The organism is Deinococcus sp. Leaf326 (genome assembly GCF_001424185.1).
In the GTDB taxonomy this organism is placed as follows: domain Bacteria; phylum Deinococcota; class Deinococci; order Deinococcales; family Deinococcaceae; genus Deinococcus.
Genome location: NZ_LMOM01000001.1, coordinates 418,814 through 442,354, shown reverse-complemented (window position 1 = coordinate 442,354; position 23,541 = coordinate 418,814). Strand labels below are relative to the sequence as shown.

General features: G+C 69.5%; 23 protein-coding genes. 14 read left to right on the top strand and 9 right to left on the bottom strand.

The window, feature by feature from the left end:
* The first annotated feature begins 52 nt into the window (after positions 1 to 52).
* The 5 genes from ASF71_RS02215 to ASF71_RS02195 all read left to right on the top strand — a co-directional run bounded on the left by ASF71_RS02215 (position 53) and on the right by ASF71_RS02195 (position 4,691).
* Positions 53 to 2,086 carry a beta-N-acetylhexosaminidase gene (locus ASF71_RS02215; protein WP_056294136.1) on the top strand — a complete coding sequence of 678 codons (2,034 nt, stop codon included), beginning with the start codon at positions 53 to 55 and terminating at the stop codon, positions 2,084 to 2,086.
* Positions 2,087 to 2,234: 148 nt separating this feature from the next.
* Positions 2,235 to 3,236 carry a porphobilinogen synthase gene (gene hemB / locus ASF71_RS02210; protein ID WP_056294132.1) on the top strand — a complete coding sequence of 334 codons (1,002 nt, stop codon included), beginning with the start codon at positions 2,235 to 2,237 and terminating at the stop codon, positions 3,234 to 3,236.
* A 4-nt stretch (positions 3,237 to 3,240) separates the two neighbouring features.
* Complete coding sequence (locus ASF71_RS02205; protein WP_056294129.1) at positions 3,241 to 3,786, top strand: cyclin-dependent kinase inhibitor 3 family protein; 546 nt, start codon at positions 3,241 to 3,243, stop codon at positions 3,784 to 3,786.
* On the top strand, positions 3,783 to 4,097 hold the full coding sequence (locus tag ASF71_RS02200; protein WP_056294125.1) for an antibiotic biosynthesis monooxygenase: 315 nt from the start codon (positions 3,783 to 3,785) through the stop codon (positions 4,095 to 4,097). The genes ASF71_RS02205 and ASF71_RS02200 overlap by 4 nt, the downstream gene beginning before the upstream one ends.
* A 75-nt stretch (positions 4,098 to 4,172) precedes the next feature.
* Positions 4,173 to 4,691: a hypothetical protein gene (locus ASF71_RS02195; protein ID WP_056294122.1), complete on the top strand. Its 519-nt coding sequence runs from the start codon at positions 4,173 to 4,175 to the stop codon at positions 4,689 to 4,691.
* A gap of 61 nt (positions 4,692 to 4,752) precedes the next feature.
* Here ASF71_RS02195 and ASF71_RS02190 read toward each other — a convergent pair whose 3' ends face one another.
* The 4 genes from ASF71_RS02190 to sdhC all read right to left on the bottom strand — a co-directional run bounded on the left by ASF71_RS02190 (position 4,753) and on the right by sdhC (position 8,192).
* A complete protein-coding gene (locus ASF71_RS02190) occupies positions 4,753 to 5,466 on the bottom strand; it encodes a succinate dehydrogenase iron-sulfur subunit (protein WP_369814953.1) in 714 nt (237 codons plus the stop codon).
* A gap of 108 nt (positions 5,467 to 5,574) precedes the next feature.
* Positions 5,575 to 7,326: a succinate dehydrogenase flavoprotein subunit gene (sdhA, locus tag ASF71_RS02185; RefSeq protein ID WP_056294115.1), complete on the bottom strand. Its 1,752-nt coding sequence runs from the start codon at positions 7,324 to 7,326 to the stop codon at positions 5,575 to 5,577.
* An 87-nt stretch (positions 7,327 to 7,413) separates the two neighbouring features.
* Positions 7,414 to 7,791 carry a succinate dehydrogenase hydrophobic membrane anchor subunit gene (locus ASF71_RS02180; RefSeq protein ID WP_056294111.1) on the bottom strand — a complete coding sequence of 126 codons (378 nt, stop codon included), beginning with the start codon at positions 7,789 to 7,791 and terminating at the stop codon, positions 7,414 to 7,416.
* The gene (gene sdhC, locus ASF71_RS02175) at positions 7,791 to 8,192 is read right to left on the bottom strand and encodes a succinate dehydrogenase, cytochrome b556 subunit (RefSeq protein WP_255354695.1); all 402 of its coding nucleotides are present in this window, start codon (positions 8,190 to 8,192) and stop codon (positions 7,791 to 7,793) included. The genes ASF71_RS02180 and sdhC overlap by 1 nt, the downstream gene beginning before the upstream one ends.
* Positions 8,193 to 8,394: 202 nt before the next feature.
* On the opposite strand from sdhC, the gene ASF71_RS24650 reads away from it, so the two are divergent.
* Positions 8,395 to 8,772, top strand: coding sequence for a hypothetical protein (locus ASF71_RS24650; protein ID WP_200939648.1), 378 nt, complete (start codon positions 8,395 to 8,397; stop codon positions 8,770 to 8,772).
* A gap of 72 nt (positions 8,773 to 8,844) precedes the next feature.
* On the opposite strand, the gene ASF71_RS02165 is transcribed toward ASF71_RS24650, so the two are convergent.
* The gene (locus ASF71_RS02165) at positions 8,845 to 9,675 is read right to left on the bottom strand and encodes a phosphatase PAP2 family protein (protein ID WP_056294105.1); all 831 of its coding nucleotides are present in this window, start codon (positions 9,673 to 9,675) and stop codon (positions 8,845 to 8,847) included.
* Positions 9,676 to 9,778: 103 nt separating this feature from the next.
* Here ASF71_RS02165 and ASF71_RS02160 point away from each other — a divergent pair, with 103 nt between their 5' ends.
* From ASF71_RS02160 to ASF71_RS02145, 4 genes are all read left to right on the top strand, one after another.
* A complete protein-coding gene (locus ASF71_RS02160) occupies positions 9,779 to 11,404 on the top strand; it encodes an ABC transporter ATP-binding protein (protein WP_056294101.1) in 1,626 nt (541 codons plus the stop codon).
* A 256-nt stretch (positions 11,405 to 11,660) separates the two neighbouring features.
* Positions 11,661 to 14,195 carry an outer membrane protein assembly factor gene (locus ASF71_RS02155; RefSeq protein WP_056294098.1) on the top strand — a complete coding sequence of 845 codons (2,535 nt, stop codon included), beginning with the start codon at positions 11,661 to 11,663 and terminating at the stop codon, positions 14,193 to 14,195.
* A gap of 106 nt (positions 14,196 to 14,301) precedes the next feature.
* Entirely contained in the window at positions 14,302 to 15,339 is a 1,038-nt protein-coding gene (locus ASF71_RS02150; protein ID WP_056294097.1) for a DsbA family protein, read from the top strand.
* A complete protein-coding gene (locus tag ASF71_RS02145) occupies positions 15,339 to 16,895 on the top strand; it encodes an NFACT family protein (protein ID WP_056294094.1) in 1,557 nt (518 codons plus the stop codon). The genes ASF71_RS02150 and ASF71_RS02145 overlap by 1 nt, the downstream gene beginning before the upstream one ends.
* Positions 16,896 to 16,939: 44 nt before the next feature.
* Here the strand turns inward: ASF71_RS02145 and ASF71_RS02140 are convergent, their stop codons facing one another.
* Positions 16,940 to 17,260 (bottom strand): rhodanese-like domain-containing protein, encoded by a 321-nt coding sequence (locus tag ASF71_RS02140; RefSeq protein WP_235514088.1) that lies wholly within the window; start codon positions 17,258 to 17,260, stop codon positions 16,940 to 16,942.
* An 81-nt stretch (positions 17,261 to 17,341) separates the two neighbouring features.
* Between ASF71_RS02140 and ASF71_RS02135 the strand changes: the two genes are divergently transcribed.
* Together ASF71_RS02135 and ASF71_RS02130 are read left to right on the top strand one after the other, a co-directional pair.
* Positions 17,342 to 17,656: a rhodanese-like domain-containing protein gene (locus ASF71_RS02135; RefSeq protein WP_056294089.1), complete on the top strand. Its 315-nt coding sequence runs from the start codon at positions 17,342 to 17,344 to the stop codon at positions 17,654 to 17,656.
* The gene (locus ASF71_RS02130) at positions 17,653 to 18,024 is read left to right on the top strand and encodes a metal-sulfur cluster assembly factor (RefSeq protein WP_235514087.1); all 372 of its coding nucleotides are present in this window, start codon (positions 17,653 to 17,655) and stop codon (positions 18,022 to 18,024) included. Before ASF71_RS02135 ends, ASF71_RS02130 begins: the two co-directional genes overlap by 4 nt.
* 26 nt (positions 18,025 to 18,050) lie before the next feature.
* On the opposite strand, the gene ASF71_RS02125 is transcribed toward ASF71_RS02130, so the two are convergent.
* On the bottom strand, positions 18,051 to 18,509 hold the full coding sequence (locus ASF71_RS02125; RefSeq protein ID WP_056294086.1) for a peroxiredoxin: 459 nt from the start codon (positions 18,507 to 18,509) through the stop codon (positions 18,051 to 18,053).
* An 85-nt stretch (positions 18,510 to 18,594) separates the two neighbouring features.
* Between ASF71_RS02125 and tilS the strand changes: the two genes are divergently transcribed.
* Positions 18,595 to 20,223, top strand: a complete 1,629-nt coding sequence (gene tilS, locus ASF71_RS02120; RefSeq protein ID WP_235514086.1) for a tRNA lysidine(34) synthetase TilS — start codon at positions 18,595 to 18,597, stop codon at positions 20,221 to 20,223.
* Between the two features lie 25 nt (positions 20,224 to 20,248).
* Here the strand turns inward: tilS and ASF71_RS02115 are convergent, their stop codons facing one another.
* Both ASF71_RS02115 and deoC read right to left on the bottom strand, forming a co-directional pair.
* Entirely contained in the window at positions 20,249 to 20,845 is a 597-nt protein-coding gene (locus ASF71_RS02115; protein ID WP_156372549.1) for a Maf family nucleotide pyrophosphatase, read from the bottom strand.
* On the bottom strand, positions 20,835 to 21,509 hold the full coding sequence (deoC, locus tag ASF71_RS02110; protein WP_056294083.1) for a deoxyribose-phosphate aldolase: 675 nt from the start codon (positions 21,507 to 21,509) through the stop codon (positions 20,835 to 20,837). Before deoC ends, ASF71_RS02115 begins: the two co-directional genes overlap by 11 nt.
* Positions 21,510 to 21,752: 243 nt before the next feature.
* Here deoC and typA point away from each other — a divergent pair, with 243 nt between their 5' ends.
* Positions 21,753 to 23,534 carry a translational GTPase TypA gene (gene typA, locus ASF71_RS02105; protein ID WP_056294080.1) on the top strand — a complete coding sequence of 594 codons (1,782 nt, stop codon included), beginning with the start codon at positions 21,753 to 21,755 and terminating at the stop codon, positions 23,532 to 23,534.
* The last annotated feature ends 7 nt before the right edge of the window (positions 23,535 to 23,541 follow it).

Genomic DNA, 23,541 nt, shown 5'->3' with positions numbered 1-23,541 from the left:
TTGCGCCCGGTCCTCACCCACCCTCCCTACCCGCGCGACACAATGGCGGGCAATGAACCACCTGCCCTTCTGGCCCCTGCTTGCGGCCCTGCTGGCCGGCGCGGCGCAGGCGGCGCCCGTCACGCTGACGCCCACTGCCCAGGCCCGCGCGCAGGTCCCGGCCGCGACGCTGGTGCCCACGCCGCAGCAGGCAAGCTTTCCGGCCGGGACGCTGCCCCTGGCGGGCCTGGGCCTGAAGCTGGTCGGCACGGCGCCTGAACTCGGCTGGGCCGCCCGCGACCTGCGCGCCGAGTGGCAGACGCGGCTGGGTCAGACGTTGGCCGACGCTTCCGGCACCGGGGCCGCCGTTACGGTGGGCACGCTGGCCGACCCTGCCCTGGCCGCGAAGGTGCAGGCGGCCGGACTGACCGCCAGCGGTCCTGAGGGGTACGTGCTGTGGGTCGAGGCGGGGGGCGCATACGTGGTCGGCGCCGACGCGCGCGGGGCTTACGCGGGCGCACAGACGCTCCGGCAGCTCCTGACGCCTCAGGGCCTGCGCTTCGCACGCATCAGCGACCGGCCCGGTCTGTCCACACGCGTCGCCATGATCTACCTCGACAGCTCCAGCCAGGGCGTCAACGACCGCCTGATCCCGATGCTCGCGGCGCTGAAGTATAACGCCGTACTCGTCATGAGCAACTACGTGCAGTGGGACACGGCGCGTGCGGGCGGGTTCGCGCACCCCGGCGGCGCGACCAAGGCCGAGGCTCGGCGGGTGGCCGATCTGGCGCGCAGTTACGGCTTGGAACCCATTCCCCTCATCGAGACGCTGGGGCACACGGGCTGGATGTTCTACGGCGGCAAGAATCTCGATCTCGCCCAGGACCCTGACTCGAAGGAGCCCTACGCCTACGACACACTGAACCCGGCGACCTACTCACGGGTCGTCGTGCCCATCCTGAAAGAGGCGGTCGAGACCTTCCGGCCCACGCGGCTGCACATCGGCCATGACGAGGTACGCAACCGCGACCGCTTTCCGGCGCGCGCGAACGGCAGGGCCGCCGGCTTCGAGAAACTGTTCGTGGATGATGTTCTGCGGCTGCACGGCGAGCTGAAGGCCCTGAACGTCGGCACGATGATGTGGCACGACGTGGCCTTTTCCGACTCGGTGATCGCCACCCTGCCTGCCCGGTTGCCCAAAGACATCCAGGTGGCGTACTGGAACTACATTCCCGGCACCGGCAGCGCGCTGCTGGGCCAGATCAAGACGCTGGGCTTTCCGGTCCTGGGCGCGAGCTGGGCCGACCCCGGCAATGCCGAGGCGCTGGCGAAGGGCAGCGTGCAGGCGGGCGCGGCCGGTATGATCCAGACCCGCTGGACCGGCTACTTCGGCAACCCCAGCATCTGGGACGGTGCGGCGAACCAGGGCGTGGCCTACGTGCGCGGCGCCGCCGCCTTCTGGAACCCGGCGGCCCCCACCCTGACCGGGGCCGAGGGCCTGTACCGCGACCTCTACCAGCCCACGGCCTACCGCGCCCAGACCGGGTACCTCGCCGACCTGACGCCGCTGGTCACGCGCCCACTGACCGACGAGGGCAAGGGCTGGATTCTCAAGGGGCCGGACACCGACCTGCGGAACCTGCCACGCGGGACCACGCGCATCGGGGCTTACACCTTCGCCGTCTCGGGCGCGGTCATGCTGCGCGGGTCGCGCGCCGCTGCCAAAGACCTCCCCGAGCGCGTGACGGTGGACCTGGGGCGCAAGGCCGACGCCCTGGCCTTCCTGCACACGACCGGCTGGACCGCCGCGCTGAACCGTGAGGTCGTGGGGCGCTACGAGATCGAGTATGCCGACGGCCGTCGCCTCACCCAGCCTCTCGAATACGGCCGCCATATCCGCGCCTGGACCGACACTGAAGCCACGAGCATGATTCCGGCGCCCGGTTGGAGCGGCAAGACCCGCGACGGCCTCGCGGTTGCCGTGCCGGTGCTGGAGTGGATCAACCCTCGCCCCGAGGCCGTCATCAAGTCGGTCACTCTGGTGAGCGAGGGCAAGGGAGCCAACCCGGCGCTGCTGGGCCTGACCCTGATCGGGGAGGGGAAGTAGAGGCTACTTGGCCGCTGAGGACCCATCTTTTCGGTCGCGGGCTGCCCGTGCTTCGGCTCTTGAGAGGGTGTGGGCGGCGGACGTCCCAGCGAGGCCATTGTCGCCCCGGTAGGCGTCTGCCTTGCCGCCCCGCGCTAGCCTTGTGGGCATGAGTCTTCCCCTGCCTGCCCAGCGGCCCCGCCGGCTGCGCCGCACCCCCGCGCTGCGCGCCCTGACACGCGAGGTCACGCTCGCGCCCGCGCACCTCATCCACCCGATGTTCGTGCACGAGCGCCAGGACGACACGCCGGTCGCCACCATGCCCGGTGTCATGCGCCACAGTATCGGCAGCGCGGTCGAGTCGGCGCGCGCGGCGCTGGCGCTGGGCATCCGTTCGGTGATCCTCTTCGGGATTCCGGATGCCAAGGACGCGCTGGGCGGCGGCGCCTACGACGACGAAGGCGTGATCCAGCGGGCGACCCGCGCCATCAAGGCCGCTCTCCCCGAACTGACCGTCATCGCCGACACCTGTCTGTGCGAGTACACCGACCACGGCCACTGCGGCCCGCTGTGCGAGGTCGGTGACGGCGGGTGGACGGTGGACAACGACCCCACGCTGGAGCTGCTGGCGCGCACGGCCGTCTCGCAGGCCCGTGCCGGGGCGGACGTCGTAGCCCCCAGCGCCATGATGGACGGCCAGGTGGCGGCCATCCGCGCCGGGCTGGACGAGGCGGGCTTCGGACACGTGCCGATCATGAGCTACGCGGTCAAGTACGCCAGCGCCTATTACGGCCCCTTCCGCGACGCGGCGGGCAGCACCCCCAGCGTGGGCGACCGCGCCAGCTACCAGATGGACCCGGCGGGCGGCTACCGCGAGGCGCTGCGCGAGGCCCGGCTGGACGTGGCCGAGGACGCCGACTACCTCATGGTCAAGCCGGCACTGGCGTATCTCGACGTGCTCAAGCTGCTGCGCGACGAGTTCGACCTGCCGCTCGTCACCTACAACGTCTCGGGCGAGTACGCGATGGTCAAGGCGGCCGCGCAGCTCGGGTTCATGGACGAGCGCCGCACGGTCCTCGAAACCCTGATCGGGATGCGCCGCGCCGGGGCCGACGCCATCATCACCTACCACGCGCTGGACGCCGCGCGCTGGTTGGCGGAGAGCCGGTGACGCCATGAGTGGACCGCTGCGCATCGACTGGGCCGATACCTCGCTGTGGCCGGGGCGTCTGGGTCTCACCTTCGCGCCGGGCAAGCAGGGCGTGAGTCTGCTGCATCCCGGCGTCACGCACAGCCGCGACATGGCCGAGGATTTCCGCGTGCTGGCCGCAGAGGGCGTGAGTGTCCTTGCCCCCCTCATCGAGGAGTTCGAGTTCGAGCTGCTGAACATGGGGGGCTACCACGAGGAAGCTGCGCGCCGAGGCATCGTGCTCGCGCCCTGCCCCATTCCCGACCGGGAGGTGCCGCAGGACCTCGCCGCCTTCGGGGCGCTGCTCGACGAACTCATGGACGCGCTGCTCGACGGCCGCCGGGTGGTCGTGCACTGCCGGGGGGGGTTGGGCCGCGCGGGATTGACCGCCGCGTGCCTGCTCGTGCAGGGTGGACTGGGAGCCACGGAGGCGGTCGCTCTCGTGCGGCGCGCGCGGCCCGGTACGATCGAGACGGCCGGGCAGGAAGCCTTCGTCCACACCTTCGAGACCCGACAGGGAGGAACCCCATGATCACCGTCGCCAACCGCATCTATGTCAACCCCGAGTACCACGACCAGTTCGCCGAGCGTTTCCGTGAGCGCGCGGGGCTGGTGGACGGCATGCCCGGCTTCGTCGCCAACCACGTGCTGCGCCCCACCAAGGAGGGCGAACCCTTCGTCGTCCTGACCTTTTGGGAAAGCCGCGAGGCCTTCGAGGCCTGGACTCAGAGTGACGCCTTCCGGCAGGGCCACGCCCGCAGCGGCTCGCTGCCCCGCGAGGCCTTCAGCGGGCCCAACGTGCTGGAGATGCACGAGGTCGTGACGAGTACGCCTCAGCCCTAAGCCGGCCCGCAGTGATGGGGCGGCCATGAGGACGGCGCTCACCGCGTGGTCCGGCCTCCCCACTACACTGCAACGATGATGAAGCTCGCCCCCCTGTTCCTGAGTGCCGCTGCCGCCTGTCTCCTGGCCTCCTGCGCGCCGACGATGACCGGGCCGGTCACGGGCCGCATCGTGAACGGCCAGACCGGCGAGGAGGGCACCGTGAGTTTCACGCGCGGCACCCTGCGTCCCGGCTACGTCAACGGCTCGGCGGGCGACAACGTGGTGATCCGCATCGGGTCGCAGGCCTACACCGGGCGCACGGCCATTGTCAGCGGCGGTGTGGTCGGCCCGCTGCCCGCCGGCTGGGGCCTGAGCCTGGGCTTCGGCGGCGGCACCCGTCTGGACGGTGACGGCGCGTTGGGCTGGGGCACACGCCTGGACACCCCGGCGAACGGACCGGTCGCCGTGGCCTCGCGCACCGGCAACCTCATCGCCCGGACGCTGGGCGCCTCGCCGAGCACCCTGACCTGCACCCTCACCGTGGACGCGACTGAGCACGGCATCGGCGACTGTGTGGGCAGCGACGGCGCGAAGTACGCTCTGCAATTCTGAGCGCCCGACAGGAGAGCGGCGCGGAGGCTCAAGGCCTCCGCGCCGCTGTCGTGTGTCCTGCTTACGCCTGCTGGTACATCACGGCGCGCTTGACTTCCTCAATGAGCTGGGTGATCGGGATGTCGCGGGGGCACGCTTCGGTGCAGTTGTAGGCAGTGCGGCAGCGCCAGACCCCAGTATTCTGGTTCATGATGTTCAGGCGCTGATTGGTCGCCTGGTCACGGCTGTCGAAGATGAAGCGGTGCGCCTGCACGATGCTGGCCGGCCCGATGTAGCTTCCGTTGACCCAGAAGATCGGGCAGGAGGTCGTGCAGCACGCACACAGGATGCAGTTCGAGGAGTGGGCCATGCGCTCGGCCTGCTCTTCGGACTGGACGCGCTCGGTGGCGGGCGCCGGCGACTCGTTGATGAAGTACGGCATGATCGCCTTGTACGAGTCGAAGAAGGGCTCCATATCCACGACGAGGTCCCTCTCGACCTTCAGGCCGCGAATGGGCTCGACGGTAACGGTGTCGCCGCTCTTCTTGATCACGTCGCGCACGAGCGTCTTGCAGGCCAGGCGGTTGCGGCCCTGGATCAGCATGGCGTCGCTGCCGCAGATGCCGTGCATGCACGACCGGCGCAGGGCTAGGCTGGGGTCGATGAACCACTTGACCTGGTGAATCACGTCCAGGACGCGGTCGCTGGGCTGAGCCTCGACCTCGTAGGTCTCCCAGTGCGCCTTCTTGTCGGTCTCGGGGTTGAAGCGCAGAATCTTGACCTTGACCTTGAGCATCGGCACGCCCGGTTGGGGCGCCGACTGGGTGGAGTTGGTAGGAGGAAAAAGTTCGGGCATTTCAGAAACCGTCCTTTACGGAGGGTGATGGCGGGAAAGAGGCGCGGTTCAGTAGACGCGCGGTTTGGGCTCAAAGGCCCGCGTAAAGCCTTTGAGGGCCACGTCTTTGTAACCGATGAGCACGTTACCGGGCTTGTCCAGGTCCTTGTAGGCCATGGTGTGCTTGAGCCAGTCCACGTCGTTGCGCTCGGTGAAGTCCTCGCGGTCGTGCGCGCCGCGCGACTCGGTGCGGTTCAGGGCGCTGGCGGTCATGGCCTCGGCGCAGTCCAGGGCAAAGCCCAGTTCCATCGCCTCGATCAGTTCGCTGTTGTAGCGCTTGCTGGGGTCGCCGACCGTCACGTTGCGGTAACGCGCCTTGAGGTCCTTCAGGATGTCGACCTGCTTTTCCATGTCCGGGCCGTTGCGGAAGATGCCGACGTTATTCATCATCGACTCCTGCAACTCCTTGCGGATCACGGCGGCGTTCTCCTTGCCGGTGCCCTGGCGCAGCGAGTCGAACAGAGCACGGCTCTCGGCCTGCGGGTCTTCGGGCAGGTCGGCGAATTCGACCTGGCGGGCGTACTGCGCAGCGTAGATGCCCGCCCGGCGGCCGAACACCACGAGGTCGCCGAGGCTGTTGGTGCCCAGACGGTTGGCACCGTGCAGCGACACGCACGCCTGTTCGCCGGCCGCGTACAACCCCTCGACCGAGCCGCCGTTGCCGTCCGAGAGGCACAGGCCGTTGAGGTCGGTCGGGATGCCGCCCATCGCGTAGTGCGCGGTCGGCTGGATCGGCACGAGGTCCTTGACTGGGTCAAGCCCCAGATAGGTGCGCGCCAGGTCCGTGATCTCGGCGAGCTTGCCCTCGATGACCTCGCGCGGCAGGTGCGTCAGGTCGATGTTCACGGCGTCCTTGTCGCGGCCTACGCCCCGGCCCTCGCGAATCTCGGTGATGATGCTGCGCGAGACGATATCGCGCGGCGCGAGGTCCTTGATGGTCGGCGCGTAGCGCTCCATGAAGCGCTCGCCGCCCTCGTTGCGCAGGATGCCGCCCTCGCCGCGGATGCCTTCCGTGACCAGGATACCCAGTTTGGCGAGGCCCGTCGGGTGGAACTGGTAGAACTCCATGTCCTCGAGCGGCAGGCCCTTGCGGTAGTAGATGCTCATGAGGTCGCCCGTCAGGGTCACGGCGTTCGACGTGATCTTGAAGATGCGTCCATAGCCGCCCGCCGCCAGAATCACGGCCTTGGCGTGGAAGGTGTGCAGTTCGCCCGTCGAGAGCTCGTAGGCGACGACGCCCCGGCAGCGCCCGTCCTCGATGAGGAGGTCGGTGACGTGGAACTCGTTGAAGAACAGCGTGCCGGCCTTGACGTTCTGTTGGTACAGCGTCTGGAGGATCATGTGGCCGGTGCGGTCCTTGGCGTAGCAGCTGCGCTCGACGGCGGCCTTGCCGAACTCGCGGGTGTGCCCACCGAACTTGCGCTGGGCGATCTTGCCGTCCGCCGTGCGCGAGAAGGGCAGACCCATGTGCTCGAGTTCGTACACGACGTCGATGATGTCCTTGGAAAACACCTCGGCCGCGTCCTGGTCGGTCAGGTAGTCGCCGCCCTTGACCGTGTCGAACATGTGCCATTCCCAGTGGTCTTCGGCGACGTTGCCCAGGGCCGCGCCGATACCGCCCTGCGCCGCGCCGGTGTGCGAGCGGGTGGGGTAGAGCTTGCTGATGCAGGCGACCGACACGTTGCCCTTGGCCGCGTACAGCGCCGCCATCAGGCCTGCGCCGCCCGCCCCGACAACCAGAACGTCATAACGATGATGCATAGTCTTTCCTTTAAATCACGCTTCGCCTGTTCGCGCCGTAACGGATGCGACGAATGACGAAGGCGGTGAGCGTCGTGTGGGCCGCGTTCAGATGGCGAACAGGCCCACGGTGCCGAACACGAACAGCAGCGCCAGCACCGTGAAGAAGGTGTTGCGCACCCAGGCGCGGTTGGGGCGCGAGCGCACGTAGTCGTCGATGACGTAGCGCGCGCCGTTGCCGCCGTGCATCAGCGCCAGGCCCAGAATCAGCCAGTCGTAGAGCTTCCAGGCGGGGTTGCCCAGTTTGCTGACCACCGCGTCGAAGGTCGCGTCGGATTCGCTCACCTGCACGAAGGTCATGTAGACGTGCCCCAGCACCAGGAACATCAGGATCAGGCCGCTGATGCGCATGAAGATCCACCAGTTCAGTTCGGCGTTGGAGTGCGACTGCTGCCGGGCGTCCATAAAGGTTCGTGCGCGGATCATCAGTAGCCCCCCACGAGGCGCGGGTACAGGCGCAGGGCCGCGTAGCCGGTCGCCAGCACGCTGATCACCAGGACGCCGTACCACATCTGGCGCTGATAGGCCACGCCGAAGCCGGTCATGTCCATCGCGATGATGCGCAGGCCGTTGAAGGAGTGGTACACCACAGCCCCCACGACGCCCACCAGCCCGATCCGGAAGACCCACAGGTCATACAGTTCGTGAATCGCCATATACACCCGCTCGCCGAAAAGGAACGAGCCGATGCTCAGCACGTGCAGCATCAGGTACAGCAAAATCGCCAGCCCGGACAGGCGGTGGAGCAAGAAGGCCCACTGCCCCTCTCTTCCCTTATACATTCCTCGGTCCTCCTCAAATTCCCACTTCGCCGCCGCGCCTGGCACGGTCTGTTCTGTTCAGAGCGTCGGGAAGCAGGGGCCGTATCGCGTTCCTCGGGCCACCATGTCAGACTTCCCAAGAATATCACTCTTGCGCTTCCCGATTGTTGATCCAGACGCATGTTCCTGTGGAGGGGACGGGGCCGCCCGGCCCAGAGGCGGCGCCCCCTCACCCCCGGCCGCCGGGGCCGCGCTACGCTGGTGGCCCATGACCACCGGCCCCACCCCCACGCCGCCGCCCCGCAACGAGGGCGAATACGCCCGCAAGCTGGCCCTGGCGATCCTGAGCACCCTGGAACAAAAGGGCATCCTGAGCCGGCTGGACGTCGACACCATCCTGCACGCCGCTCACCGTGCCGCCAGCCCGCCCCTACCGGCCCGCCCCGCTGCGCCGGTCGGCCCCGCCCTGCTGGGTACCCGCTGGGTCAAACCTGGCGACCCGTCCAGCGCGGCGCCTCCGGTGGCCCCCATTGCCGGACAGCCGGAAGTCCCGGACGAGGCCGGGCCGGCGAGGACTGCGCCGGCCGCTGCGACCCCGGGCAGTAAACCGGCCGCGCCGCCCGTCATCGACTTCACCCTCGACTGAGGAACAGGTGCGATAGGGCGGCGGGCATCCGGAAAAGGATGCCCGCCGCCTCTGTCCTGCTGTGCCCGGCGCCTAGCGTACGCCCGAAGCGAGGGGCGGCGTGACCGGCACGGCCACCTGTACGGGCAGCCAGCGCCGCAGCACGAGCGGCACGGCATGTACGGCGACCAGGACCAGGGCGCCGTAACGCAGCGCCCTCACCACCCCGATGTCCTTGAGGCTCTGCGGCAGCGCGCCCAGCACGAAATACGCCGCGAAGATGATGGCCAACCCCACCACGCCGACGATCACGCGCCCGGCCCAGTCGCGCGGCGGCGTGAAGTCGGGGCGCGCGGCCCAGAACCCGGCCATCAGGCCCAGGGCGGTGCCGTACTCGCGCGGCGTGCCCGCCGGCAAGAAGGCGGCGATGAGCACGAGGACGCCCGCCGGCACCCAGCGCCCCAGCCCCTGTTCGGGAAAGGGAAAGGCGGCGGCCAGAAACGCGAAGCCCAGCCCCAGTGCCAGCCCCACGATCACGTCGGAGGGGTAGTGCACGTGCAGCAGCAGACGCGACGCCCCGATGAGCGCCACGAGTGCGCCCGCCACGCCCCAGAACCAGCCCCGGCGGACCTGCGCGGCCATACCGAGCCACAGGGTCGCGGCCATCTGGGTGTGTCCGCTGGGCAGGCCTGGCCCCAGCGCGGTGCGCCGGGCCGCTTCCGAGGCGACCGAAGGATCACTGGTAAAGGGACGCGGCAGGTCCAGGCCGAATTTCACGGCAGTGTTCACGAGGTAGCTCAGCGCAAAGGCGACGCCCAGGTGGCGGCCGCCGCGGGGGTTGACCAGCAGGGTATACAGCGCCAGAACGGCGATGAAGACCTCGTCCCGGCCCAGATTGGTCACGGCCAGCCATAAAGAGTCCATGCTCACATTGTGTCAGGTCGGCTGCGGGCGGTGCGGGGGCGGACGGCCGCAGCAGGGTCACAGGCCAGTTTCGGGCGTGCGGCGTGCCATTACACTGTGGGGCATGACCGTTCCATCCCATTCGCCCGCGCCGGACCCGGCCCGGAGCGGCGCCCCCGCACTGGAACTGCGCGGCATCACCAAGCGCTTTCCCCTGGTGCTGGCCAACGACGACATCAGCCTCTCGGTGAACTGGGGCAGTGTCCACGCGCTGTGCGGTGAGAACGGCGCAGGCAAGAGCACCCTGATGAAGATCGTGTACGGTGCCCAGCCGCCCACGAGCGGCGAGATCGTGGTGGACGGCCAGCCGGCGGCCTTCTCCAGCCCCGCTGACGCCATCGCGCGCGGCATCGGCATGGTGTTCCAGCACTTTCAGCTCGTGGATACCCTGACCGTCACCGAGAACGTGATCCTGGGCGCCGAGCCGACCTCCGGCACGTCCATCAACTACGGCGCAGCGCGCAAGAAGGTGGCCGAACTCATCGCCCGCTTCAACTTCGGCCTGAACCCCGACGCCCTGGTGGGCGACCTGCCGGTGGGCCGCCAGCAGAAGGTCGAGATCCTCAAGACCCTCTACCGGGGCGCGCGCATCCTGATTCTCGACGAGCCGACGGCCGTCCTGACCCCCAGCGAGACCGACGAGCTGTTCGACTTCCTGAAAAACCAGTATGCGGCGAGCGGCAACGCGGTCATCTTCATCAGCCACAAGCTGCACGAGGTGCTGCACATCAGCGATACCATCAGCGTGATCCGCGACGGCAAGATGATCGGTTCGATTCCCTCGCAGGGCGCCACCACCGAAATCCTGGCCAGGATGATGGTCGGCCGCGACGTGAGCCTGCGGGTCGCCAAGACCCCCGCGCGCCCCGGCGACGTGGCGCTCGACGTCCGGGACGTGGTCGTGCGCGGCGGGCACGGCAACGCGGTGGACGGCGTGAGCTTCGGCGTGCGCGCCGGCGAGATCGTGGGGATCGCGGGGGTCGAGGGCAACGGCCAGAGCGAACTCGTCGAGGCGATCACCGGCCTGCAGCCCTACAGCGGTACGGTCACCTACCTGGGCCAGGGGGCGCGCGGCGTGCGTGAGGTCGAGGCGGCGGGACTGTCGCACATTCCCGAGGACCGCAACGAGCGCGGGCTGGTGCTGGACATGACCACCGCCGAGAACTTCATTCTGGGCGAGCAGGACCGCGCGCCCTTCGCCGGAAGGCTGGGCTTCCTGAACCGCGACGTGATCGAGCAGAATGCCCGCGACCTCTCGGAGAAGTACGACGTGCGGCCGCGCAGCACCTCGCTCCAGGCTGGGCGCTATTCGGGCGGCAACGCCCAGAAGCTCATCGTGGCGCGCGAGATGCGCAAGGGCCCCAAGATCCTGGTCGCCAGCCAGCCCACGCGCGGGGTGGACATCGGGGCCATTGAGTTCATCCACGCCCGCATCGTCGAGGCGCGTGACCAGGGCCTCGCCGTGCTGCTCGTCAGCGCCGACCTGGGCGAGATCATGAACCTCTCGGACCGCATCCTGGTCATGTACGAGGGCAAGATCGCCGGTGAGATGGACGCCGCGCACGCCACCGAGACCGAGCTGGGCCTGATGATGACCGGCAGCGGCGCCCACGGAGCCCCCCAGAGTCCGGCCACCCAGGGGGGGCGCAGCGGCGAGGTCAGTACCACCCAGCAGACCGGCGAACGTTGAGGCTGCCGGCAAGGCGCGCGTGGCAAGCGTGAGCCCCGAGTCAACTGAACTTCATCCTTCTCAGTGCGCGGTGGGCAAGTGTGACGCTCGCACCCCCGTGGGCCGGCTCCCCGTGTTCCGGGGCCGGCCGGTGTCCGGGGCTTCACACCAGACCCTGCGGGTTCCCCACCTCGGCAAACGTGCCGCGTGCTCCGTTTCCCTTCTTCGCCGCCCGTTTCGCCCAGCCCCTTCCGGGCCACTCTAGGAGACCCCCTTCATGCGACACCCCCTGACGCTCGCCGTGACCCTCGCCCTCAGCGCCCCCGCCTTCGCCCAGCAGGCCGGCACGGTGCAGGACATCACCGTCACCGGAACCACCGACCTGCTCGCCAACTTCGTGCGGGCCAGCCTGAACGTGCAGCCGGGCGCGGCGCTCTCGAGCGTCAACCTGCGCCAGGTCGAGCAGGACGTCGTGGCCACCGGCTACTTCAAGTCGGCCGTGGCCGAACTGCGCACCGTCTCGGGACGCGACGTGCTGAGCATCGCCGTGGTGCCCAACCCGACCATCAGCGCGGTCGAGGCGAGCGGACTGACCTTTCTGCCCGGTGACCAGTTCAAGAGCAGCATCGCCGAACTGCTGAACATCGCCCCCGGCGCGACCCTCAACACCCAGCGCGTCGACCAGGCCAAGGAGGCGCTGGCCGAGAACTACCGCCAGCAGGGCTTCCCCTTCGTGCCCAGCATCAGCACCGAGGTCAAGACGAACACCGACGGCAGCGTCACGGTGAACTTCGTCGTAGACGAGACCGCGCCCATCTCGCGGATCGAGGTCGAGGGCAACACGCTGCTGCCGGCCGCGACCATCAGCGCCATCTTCAAGCCGCTGTACGACGCCCGCAAGTTCACTAGCCAGACCTTCTTCGCGGCGGCCGACGCGCTGGAGCAGGCCTACATGGCAGCCGGCTACGTGCAGTCGGGCCTCAACCCCCAGGGCATCTCGCTGCAAAACGGCGTGCTGAAGGTCAGCGTCCTCGAAAGCCGCGTCTCGGATATCGACGTCTCGCCGCTGGGCGCGGACGTGACCTCGGCCGGTCTCCAGACCCAGACCGGGCAGCCCCTCACGCTCGCCAAGCTCCAAGCCGACGTGCGGACCCTCGCCAACCGGACCGGCAAGCCGGTGGGCTTCGCGCTGCAGCCCAATCCCCAGAACCCGGCGCAGGTCACCGTACTGTTCGGCTCGGCCGGGGTCGAGAGCGGGCCGGTCAAGAGCATCGTCTTCAGTGGCAACACCCGTGTTCCCACCGCCACGCTGGCGGCCGCCGTGAAGACCAAGGCGGGCGACGTGTACTCGCCCCAGCTCGCGCAGGACGACTTTCTGGCCGTGCGCGACGCCTACCGCAAGGCCGGCTACGAGATCAGCACCCGTGACGCGATCACCTTCAAGGACGGCGTCCTGACCTTCAACCTGCGCGAAGTGCGCCTCGTGGGCTACGAACTCCAGTGGCAGGGCGAGCACCGCACCCAGGACCGCGTGATCCTGCGCGAGCTGCCCACCGCGGGCGGAATCTTCAACCTCACCGAGACCCAGGACGCCCTGGGGCGCATCAGCCGCCTGGGATACGTCACCGTGACCGGCGTGAACGCCCGCAGCGACGCCCAGACGCCCGAGAACATCACCTACGTCATCCAGCTCAGCGAGAGCGGCGTGCGCGGCATTCCCCTGTCGCTCTCGGCGGCCTACGACAGCCTCACCGGGATTTCGGGCGAACTCGGCTACCAGTTCCCCAACGCCTTCGGCCTGGGCCACACGGCGGGTTTCTCGGTCACGGCGCTGCGTAACGATGCCGGCCAGAACCTCGCGGGCAACGTCAACTACACGATCCCCTGGCTGGACCTGAACTTCGGGGACTTCCGCACCAACCGCACCAGCCTGACGGTCGCGGCGGGCACTTCGGTGGGCGGCAACCAGGCCATCCTCGACAGCACCCAGACCGACACGGGGCGCGACTACACCGTGCGGACCACCGGTTTCAGCCTGAACCTGGGGCGCAACATCACGCCCAACCTCAGCGCGGCCATCGGTACGTCCTTCAACTACAAGACCTACTACCTGGAAAACCTGCGTGACGGCGAGGCGAGCACGACCACCGACGCCGCCGCCACGGCCCTGCTGCCCCAGAGCAACCGCACCACCCGTTTCGAGGGCAGCCTGGGCTACGACAACACAGACAGCCCCGAGTTCCCCGGCCGGGGGGTGCGCGCCAGCGGGCTGGTCGCCTACAACTTCGGCGCAGCGGGCAGCAACCCCCTGAGCTGGACCGACACCGAGGCCGGCGTCAGCGGGTACTACGGCTTCGGGCGCAAGGTACCGCGTTCCTTCGGCACCGAGACCTACAGCGACGCCCTGGCCGCGCGCGTCAACGCCGGCACGAGCTTCGGCAGCTTCCCCAGCGGCACCGGCTACTACATCGGGGGCAGCAACCCGCTTGCGTCGCGCGAATTGCGCGGCCTGAGCGACGGCCAGCTGTTCGGCACGAGCTACCTCACCTCCAGCGTGGAGTACCGCCACGACTTCGGCCTCAGCGGCAGCGTGGCCCAGGGCATCTACGGCGTGGTCTTCGCGGACTACGGCGCGGCCTGGAACAGCAGCTCGGCCATGAGCAGCGCCTACGGGGTGGGTGCGGGTGTGCAGCTCAACCTAGGCATCGGCGGCACGAAGCTTCCCAGCCTGCGCTTCGACTACGGCTTCAGCCCCAGCAACACCGAGGCCTCCCGCGGCAAGTTCCACTTCCGGATCGGCAACTTCTGGTGAGTGGGGGGTAGAACACGGGTGGGGGAAGGGGTCTAGGTGGCCCTTTGCCCCACCTTCCTTTAGGGGGAGGGGCGTCTCCGGGCGGCCGGAGTAGGATGTCGGGCATATGACCCACTTTGCCCGATCTTTCCTCGTCCTGGGCGCGTTGGCGGCCCTGTCCGGCGCGGCCCACGCCCAGGTGGGGGCCCAGGCGGCCCCGGTGCGCGCCGCGCCCGCGTTTCAGGGCGCGAAGGTGGGGGCCGGCGGCGCCCTGACCCTCACCGACGGCGCCGGGGTGGCCCTGCGCGAGAAGGCCGGCTACCTGACCGGCGCGACCGTGACCGTGCCCGGCGCCGGCACGGCCCGCGCCGCCGAACTGGTGGGCGTGCTCAGCGGGTACGGAGACGACCTCGCTGCGCCGCTCGCCGCCTTTCTGGCCCGCAGCGACGTGGCTGCGCAGCTGCCCCAGGGCGTGACGGTGGACGCCGAACCCTTCGAGATCAGCGCCCGGCTCACTGGTGGCCGGCTCAGCGTGACGCTGGGGTTGGCGCAGCTTCCTGCCGCGCAGTTCGCCCAGGTGAAGACCGCGCAGCCCGCCCGCACCACCACGGCCAATCCGGTCACGCTGCGCGTCTACAGCGACTTTCAGTGCCCCTACTGCGAGCAGTTCGAGACGAAGACCCTGCCCGAGCTGCAAAAGGCCCTGCCGGCCGATGTGCGCGTGGAGTTTCACCAGTTTCCGCTCGAATCCATCCATCCGCGCGCCCGCGCCGCCGCCGAGGCGAGCGAGTGCGCCTCGGCGCAGGGCAGGTTCTGGGCCTACAAGGACGCGCTGTTCGCCGACCGTTCGTGGCTCTCGGGTGACGCAGCGACCACCTTCACCACCCTCGCGGGCAAGGCGGGCCTGAACCTGACCACCTTCAAGGGCTGCCTCGCGGCGCGTGGCGGCAAGGCGGCGGTGGACGCCGGACTGGCCGAGGCCGGCCGCCTGGGCCTGCAGGGCACGCCCAGCGTGTTCGTGAACGGCTACGCAGTTTCCGATCCCTACGACGCGCCCGCGCTGCTGCGCCTGATTGCCTACGCGCGCGCTGTGGACGGCGCCCCGGCGGCTGCGCCTGGGTCCGCGCCCGCTTCCGTTCCCGCCGCACCCCCGGCGAAGCGCTGATGGAAGGGCTGATGCTGGCCCAGGTCCTGCGCGACCTGGGGCCCTCCTTCCCGGCCCGCACTCTGGGCTGGGCTTTTCCCGACGAGACGACCTCGGCGCTGCTCATCGAGGGCGTGGGCAACCTCGTGCTGTCGTACCGGCCGCCGCAGCCCGCGCTGTTCATCAGCCGGGAGAGACTGCGCGGCGACCCCCACAACGGCTTTCAGCGCCTGCTCGCGGCCCGGGTCCGCGGCGACCTGCTGGGGGCCGAGCAGCTCAAGCTCGACCGCGTGGTGGCGCTGCACTTCGGCGCGGCGGAAGGGTTCATCGACCAGCCGCCCGCCCGCATCGTGTTCGAGGTGACGGGGCGCAACGCCAACGTGCTCGTGCTGGAGGAAGGTGAGGGCTTTACCGGGCGCATTACCCTGGCAGCGCGCGAGATCACCGGCAGCCGCAACCGTTTCCGCACGGTGCGCAGCGGCGGCCTGTACACGCCCCCCCCGCCCTACGACAAGCTCGACCCACGGGTGCTGGACGAGGAGGAGGCCCGCAGTCTCTCCGAGCTGCCGCTGGGCCGCTGGCGTGAGCGACTGGACGGCTTGGGACCACTGCTGAGCGCCGAACTCGTCCGCCGCAGCGGCCTGCCGGGTGCCGAGGCGCCGGGCGAGCGCTGGCCCCAGGCCCTCGCGGCCCTGCGCAGCCTCGTGACCGATCCCACGGTCCGCGAGGGCACCCTGAGCGAGGGTGCGCGCGAGTCCACTCGCGCCGAGAAGGCGGCGACGCTGCGCAAGGTGCTACGCGAACCGCTCGACAAGCGCGTGACCCTGCTGCGCAACCAGCTCGGGGACGTGACCCGCGCCGAGGAGGGGGTCGAGATCGCGGCGCAGGACCGCGCCCAGGCCGATCTGCTCATGGCCTACGCGCATACGGTGGAGCCGGGAGCGCTCAGCGCGGAGCTGCCGGCATTCGACGGCAGCGGTGAAGTGCCGGTCAGCCTGGAGCCGCAGCTGAGCGCCGTGCAGAACGCCGAGAAGCGCTATGCCCGCGCTCGTCGCCGGGAAGAGGTCTACGAACGTCTGGCCGAGCGCGAGGGCAACATCCGTGCCGAACTCGCTGCCGCCGAGGCCCGTGTGGCCGAGCTCGACCACGCCGACCTGGAGGCCCTGGAAAGACTGTCGGCCGATTTGGAGGCCGAGAAGCCCGAGCGTAGCCCCTACGGCGCCCGCTACCGCACGCCGGGCGGGTTCGAGGTCCTCGTGGGCCGCAACAACAAGGAAAACGCCACCCTCTCGCACCGCGTCGGCAAGAGTATGGACTGGTGGTTCCACGCGCAGGGATACCCGGGCAGCCACGTGGTCGTGCGGGCGGGTGGACGAGACCTCGATCTGCCGGACATCCTGTACGCGGCGCGCCTGGCGGCCTCGCACTCCAAGGCGCGCGGCAGCAGCAACGTGCCGGTGGACTACACCCGCATCAAGTACGTCTGGCGCCCACGCGGCGCTCCGGCGGGGCAGGTCCACTACACCGATCAGAAGACCGTGTTCGTGGACGGCACTCCGCCGGACGCGGAGGGCTGAGGCCGGGCGCCTGTTCTGCCAGGCGGCGGTGGCGGTCAGGGGGGTCAGGAGTCTTTCAGGGCCGCCGCGAAACTGTCCCAGCCGCCGGGCCAGGCCTGAGCGTCCAGGCCGTCGGCCCGCAGGTAGCGCGCCGCGAGCTGTGACCGGGCGCCCCGCTCGCACACGACGACCATAGACCCCGCTGCCGGAGTCAGGCCGTGCGTGCCGTCCTCGATCTCGTCCAGGGTCAGGGTCAGCACCTGCCGGGCGCCGGGAGCGATCAGGGGAGCAGCACCGCGATCGTCGTCGGCCCGCAGGTCGACGAGGGTCAGGCCAGGCACAAGGGCCGGCCGCCGGGGCCCGTCAGGGCCGGAGTCGTGTGACACGTGGCCAGTGTCTCACGGCTGATCTTGAGGCGACCTAGGGGCGGCCACAATCCGACCTCGCCGCTCGGGTATGCTGGGCGCATGAAGGAAGCGAACCCGACCGAGGGTCATCAGATGGTGCAAGACGGCGCGCTGCTCGTGGACGTGCGCGAGCAGGGCGAATATGACCAGATCCATGCCGAGGGCGCCGTACTGCTGCCCCTGAGCGAATTCGAGGCCCGCTACGCCGAGCTGCCCAAGGACCGCCCGCTGGTCATGATCTGTCGCAGCGGCGCCCGCAGCGCCCGTGCGGGCGAGTTCCTGCTGGCGAACGGCTACGGCGACGTGACCAACCTCGCCGGCGGGACCCAGGCCTGGGCCGAAGCTGGACTGCCCACCGGGGGTGAGGGCCAGTGAGCGACGACCTGCAGACGCCCGGTACGCCGGCCGGAGAAACCCAGGTGGCCGGGGCTCCTACCGAAGCCCAGGTGCTCGAAGCCCTCAAGGTCGTCAAGGACCCGGAAATTCCGGTGAACGTAGTGGACCTCGGCCTCATCTACGGCGTGGACATCGCCGAAGGTGGCCTCGTGGACATCACCATGACCCTGACGAGTGTGGGCTGCCCGGTGCAGGACCTCATCCGCGCCGACGCCGAGATGGCCGTCGGCCGCCTCGACGGCGTGAACAGTGTGAATGTCGAGTTCGTGTGGACGCCGCCCTGGGGTCCCGACAAGATGACCGATGACGGCAAGCGCCAGATGCGCATGTTCGGCTTCAACATCTGAGCTCTACTGCGCCGTGTACCCCCGCCCTAGGCGGGGGTTTGCTGTTGCCGGAGCCCTTCCAGCACGTCCGCAAGGTGCCCGGCCGAGTCGGCGCGGGGCCAGTGTACGGCGACCACTCCCTGCGGGCCGATCAGAAAGGTCTGCCCCGTCTCGCGTCTGAGCCAGGATGGGCCGCCCACCCCGTAGGCCCGCGCCACTCCCCGGCCGCTGTCGGGCAGCAGGGGGTAGCCCAGGCCGCAGCGGTCGCGCAGCTGCGCGAGATGAGCCTCGGTATCGCGGCTCACGGCGATCACGGCAGCGCCCAGGGCCGCGAACTCCGGCTGCAGCCGGTCGAGGGCCTGGGCCTCGGCGCACGCCGGGCACTGCGCGCCGGGCCAGAAGGTCAGGACGATCCACTGGCCCCGCAGCGCTGCCAGGCTCAGGAGCTGGCCGTTGTCGCTGCGGGCCTCGAACGGGGGAGCGGGTTGACCGACGCGCGGAGCCATGCGGCCGACTGTAGAGCATGGGCCGCGCGGGCGTCCCGTCAGCCGGGCGACTCCGGTGGCTGGGCAGCGCTCTACACTGCCTCCCGTGAATGCGCTGCCCGCTCCCACCGTGCCTGACCTGCTGCTCGGCCCGCTGCGGCCCTACGCCGGAGAGCGGGTCGCCGTGGGGGTGTCGGGCGGCGCGGATTCGGTGGCGCTCCTGCGGGCGCTGTTGCTTGTGGGGGCACTCCCGGTCGCGGCGCATCTCGACCACGCGCTGCGGGAGGACTCGGCCCAGGACGCCGCCTGGGTGGCCGAGCTGGCTGCCGGTCTGGACGTGCCCTTCGGGACAGCGCGGGTGGACGTGGCCGCCGTCGCCCGGCGCCGGGGCGCAAATGTCGAGGAGGCTGCCCGCCGTGTGCGCTACGACTTCCTGGCCCGCACCGCGCGGGCGCACGGAGCCGGCGTGGTCCTGACCGCCCACACCCGCCGCGACCAGGCCGAGACCGTGCTGTGGGGCCTGCTGCGCGGCGAGGCGACGGCGCGCGGCATCCTGCCCGTGTGGGGCCGGGTTCGCCGCCCGTGGCTGGAGGTGCCCCGGGACGACCTCGAAGCCTTCTTGCGGGGGCTGGGGCAGGCCTGGCGCGAGGACCCGACCAATGCCGACCCGGCCTATACCCGTGCGTGGCTGCGCCGCGAGGTCATGCCGGTGCTGCGTGCCCGCGTGCCGGCGCTGGAGGAGGCCCTGGCCCGTTTCGCCCGCCTGAACGCCGAGGACGACGCGGCCCTGAGTGCCCAGGCGGCGGCCCTGACCCTGCACGCCCCCCTGCGGCATCAGCCCCTGGCCGTGCTGCGGCGCCATGTGGCGGCCGAACTCCGTGCGGCTGGGCTGGCCTACCATGCTCCGCACGTCGAAACCCTGGCCGGGAGTCTGCATTCGGGCACGACGCGGCACCTGACCCTCCCCGGCGCGCACCCGGTCACGGCTACGGGCGGACGGCTGCATCTGGGGCCGTTGACCTGGCCGGAACCGGACTTCACCCTGCCGTCGGGCTGGACCCGCCGGACGCGCCAGCCCGGCGACCGCCTGCGTCTGCCGGGCGGGACCCGCAAGCTCAGTGACGTTCTAACCGACGCCCGGGTGCCGCGGGAGGAGCGCGGCCGCGTGCCGCTGGTCGTGGACGCTGGGGGCGCAGTGCAGTGGGCCGGTCTGAACCCGCCCCTCTGGGCAGTCGGAGCGCGTGAACAGGTCGGGGCCATGCCCGCTACGCTGCACGCCGCGATGGGGGAGGCCCTGGCCCTGGCCCACGAGGCGGCCGGGGCTGGAGAGGTGCCGGTGGGCGCAGTTGTGCTGGACGCGACCGGGCAGGTGGTCGGACGCGGCCGCAACACCAGTCGGGAGCACGGTGACATGACCCGCCACGCCGAACTCGCCGCGTTGCGGGAAGCGGGGGCCACGGTCGGCCCTTATCTGGGTAACTGCACGCTGGTCGTCACCCTGGAGCCGTGCCCGATGTGTCTGGGCGCGGCCATCGAAGCGCGTGTGGGACACGTCGTGTACGGCGCGGTCAACCCCAAGGCCGGAGCGCTGGGCGGCGTGAGCGACCTTCTGGCCGCCCACTGGGGCCACGCCCCGCGCGTCACGTCTGGGGTCCGCGCGGCCGAGGCAGGGGCACTACTGCGGCGCAGCTTCCAAGCCATCCGGGAGAGGGAGAGAGGGGGCGCAGAGGAATGACCTCTGCGCCCCCAGAGGCGCCCGCCTAGGCTTCCTGGCGGCCCTCCCCGAAGACCGGCACGCCCGCGTTCCTGAGCAGGCGGATGACCAGCGCGAGCGGAAAGCCGATCACGTTCGAGGAGTCGCCGTCGAGACGCTGCACCAGCGCCATGCCGATGCCCTGGAGACCGTAACCGCCCGCCTTGTCCAGTCCTTCGCCGGTCGCGGCGTAGTAGCTCATCTCGGCGTCGGTCAGGGTCCGGAAGGTCACGTCGGTGCGCTCCACGCCCGACCACTGCCCGCCGGGCGAGATCACGCTGACCCCGGTGTAGACCTGATGGGTGCGGCCCGACAGCTCGCGCAGAAAGGCCACGTTCTCCTCGGCGGTCGCGGGCTTGGCGAGCAGCAGGGCGCCCTGCGCGACGACCGTGTCGGCCGCGATGACCACGGCGTCCAGGCGCTGCGCCGCGACCGCGCGGGCCTTGTCCCCGGCCAGTTCGCCCGCAAGCCGCGCGGGATCGCTCTCGGTGCTGTCCTCGGCCTCGCCGCTCACGACAACCTCGAAGGCCACGCCCAGATTGCCCAGCAGTTCGCGGCGGCGCGGGCTGCCCGAGGCCAGGACGACATGCAGGTCAGTAGCCACTGCTGGCCTCCCCGGACTGCCCGGCGCCCGCGACCAGGGCCACGCCGCCTGAGGTGCCCAGGCGGTCCGCGCCGGCCTCGATCATGGCCTGCGCGTCGGCGGGGGTCCGCACGCCGCCTGCCGCCTTGATCCTGGCGCGGCCGGCAATGACCCCATTCATCAGGTGCACGTCCTCCAGGGTCGCGCCGCCCGTGCCGAAGCCGGTGCTCGTCTTGACGAAGTCGGCGCCGCCGCGCACGGCCGCCTCGGTCGCGCCGCGCTTCTGGTCGTCGTTCAGGTAGCAGGTCTCGATGATGACCTTGAGCACCTGCTCGGGAATGGCCCGGCGCACCGCGCGCACATCGGCCTCCACGGCGTCCCAGTCGCCTTCCAGGGCCGCTCCGATGTGGATGACCATGTCGATCTCGTCGGCCCCGGCCTCAGCACTCAGGCGCGCCTCGATGGCCTTTTGATCGCTGCTCACGGCCCCGAGCGGAAAGCCGCACACGGTCGCGATCTTCACGCCGCTGCCTTCCAGCTCCGCGGCACACAGCGGAATGAACACAGGGTTGACGCACACGGCATAGAACCGGTGCTCGCGGGCCTCGGCGCACAACTGGCGGATGTCGGCGCTCGTGGCGGTGGCCTTGAGCAGCGTGTGGTCGATGTAGGGGGAGAGTTGCATGGTGCCCAGGATAACGGCGCCCGGCTGCCCGGACCCCCCCGGTAGAACGTGACACGGCCCTGAACCTTTTTCGCCGCCGTTCTGATAGAATCTCCGGTTGGGTGTCCCGCCCACGGAGGTGTTGTGAGGCGGGCTTTGTTTTGGAAGCTTCATTGCCGGTTGGACACCGCGCGACTGCCTTCTCCCGCCCAGGAGCGAAGGCCACCAGACGTGTCCAGGCGGGAAAAAGGACGGAAAACTACTATGGAATACCGCAACATCGCCATCATCGCGCACGTCGACCACGGCAAGACCACGCTCGTGGACGGCCTGCTCAAGCAGACCCTCAAGCTCGGCCACGGCGAAGAAATCGCCGAGCGCGCCATGGACAGCAACGACCTCGAAAAGGAACGTGGCATCACCATTCTCGCCAAGAACACGGCCGTCGAGTACAAGGGCGTCAAGATCAACATCGTCGACACCCCCGGCCACGCCGACTTCGGCGGAGAAGTGGAGCGCGTGCTGGGCATGGTGGACGGCTGCCTGCTGCTCGTGGACGCTGCCGAAGGCCCCATGCCCCAGACCCGCTTCGTGCTGCGTAAGGCGCTCGAACTGGGCCTGAAGCCCATCGTGGTCATCAACAAGATCGACCGCCAGGACGCCCGTCCCGAAGAAGTCGTCAACCTGACCTTCGACCTGATGGCCGAACTCGGCGCCAACGACGACCAGCTCGACTTCCCCATCCTGTACGCGATCTCGCGCGAGGGCAAGGCCTTCAAGGAACTCGACCAGCCCCGCGAGGACTTCCAAGAACTGTTCGACATGGTGCTCGACAAGATCCCCGCGCCCGTCGTGGACCTCGAAGCCCCCTTCCAGATGCTCGTGACCAACCTCGACTACTCGGAATACCTGGGCCGCATCGTGCTGGGCCGCGTGAACCGGGGCACCGTCAAGAAGGGTGAATTCGTCAACCTGATGCACAAGGACGGCACCATGTCCAAGGCCAGGGTCGTGCAGCCCTTCACGCACCTGGGCCTGCGCCGCATCGAGGTGGACAGCGTGGGCGCCGGAGACATCATCGCCCTCGCCGGCATCGAGGACGCGCAGATCGGGGAAACCATCGCTGACCTCGCCGACCCCGAGGCCCTGCCCATCATCACGGTGGACGAGCCGACCGTCAGCATGACCTTCCAGCCGAACACCAGCCCCTTCGCGGGCAAGGACGGCAAGTACGTCACTTCCCGTCACCTCAACGACCGCCTCAAGCGCGAAGTGATGACCAACGTGTCCCTCAAGGTCGAAGAAGTGCGCCCCGACGAGTTCATCGTCTCGGGCCGCGGCGAACTGCACCTCTCGATCCTGCTCGAAACCATGCGCCGTGAGGGCTACGAGGTTCAGGTCGGCAGCCCCCAGGTCATCATCCGCGAGATCGACGGCGAGAAGCACGAGCCGGTCGAACACCTCGTGGTGGATGTGCCCGAGCAGCACTCCAGCACCGTGATCGGCGTCCTGGCCTCACGCAAGGGCCAGATGGTGAACATGGAGCCCCAGGGCACCCGCACCCGCATCGAGTTCAAGATTCCCAGCCGCGCGCTGTTCGGCTTCCGTACCCAGTTCCTGTCGATGACGCAGGGCGAGGGCATCATGAGCCACATCTTCGATGGCTACGCGCCCTGGGCCGGCGAGATCAAGGTGCGCCAGAACGGCTCGCTCGTCAGCATGGAAGACGGCACCGCCTTCGCCTACAGCATCTGGAAGCTGCAGGACCGCGGCGGCTTCTTCATCGACGCGGGCGCGGAAGTGTACGTGGGCATGATTGTCGGTGAAAACGCCCGCGATCAGGACATGAACGTCAACGTCTGCAAGAACAAGAAGCTCACCAACGTGCGCTCCAGCGGCGCGGACGACGCCCTGACCCTGATTCCGCCCAAGCGCATGTCGCTCGAAGACGCGCTGGAGTACATCAGCGACGACGAACTCGTCGAGCTGACCCCCAAGAACATCCGCCTGCGCAAGAAAGTGCTGAACCCCAGCATGCGCAAGTAAGCTGGAG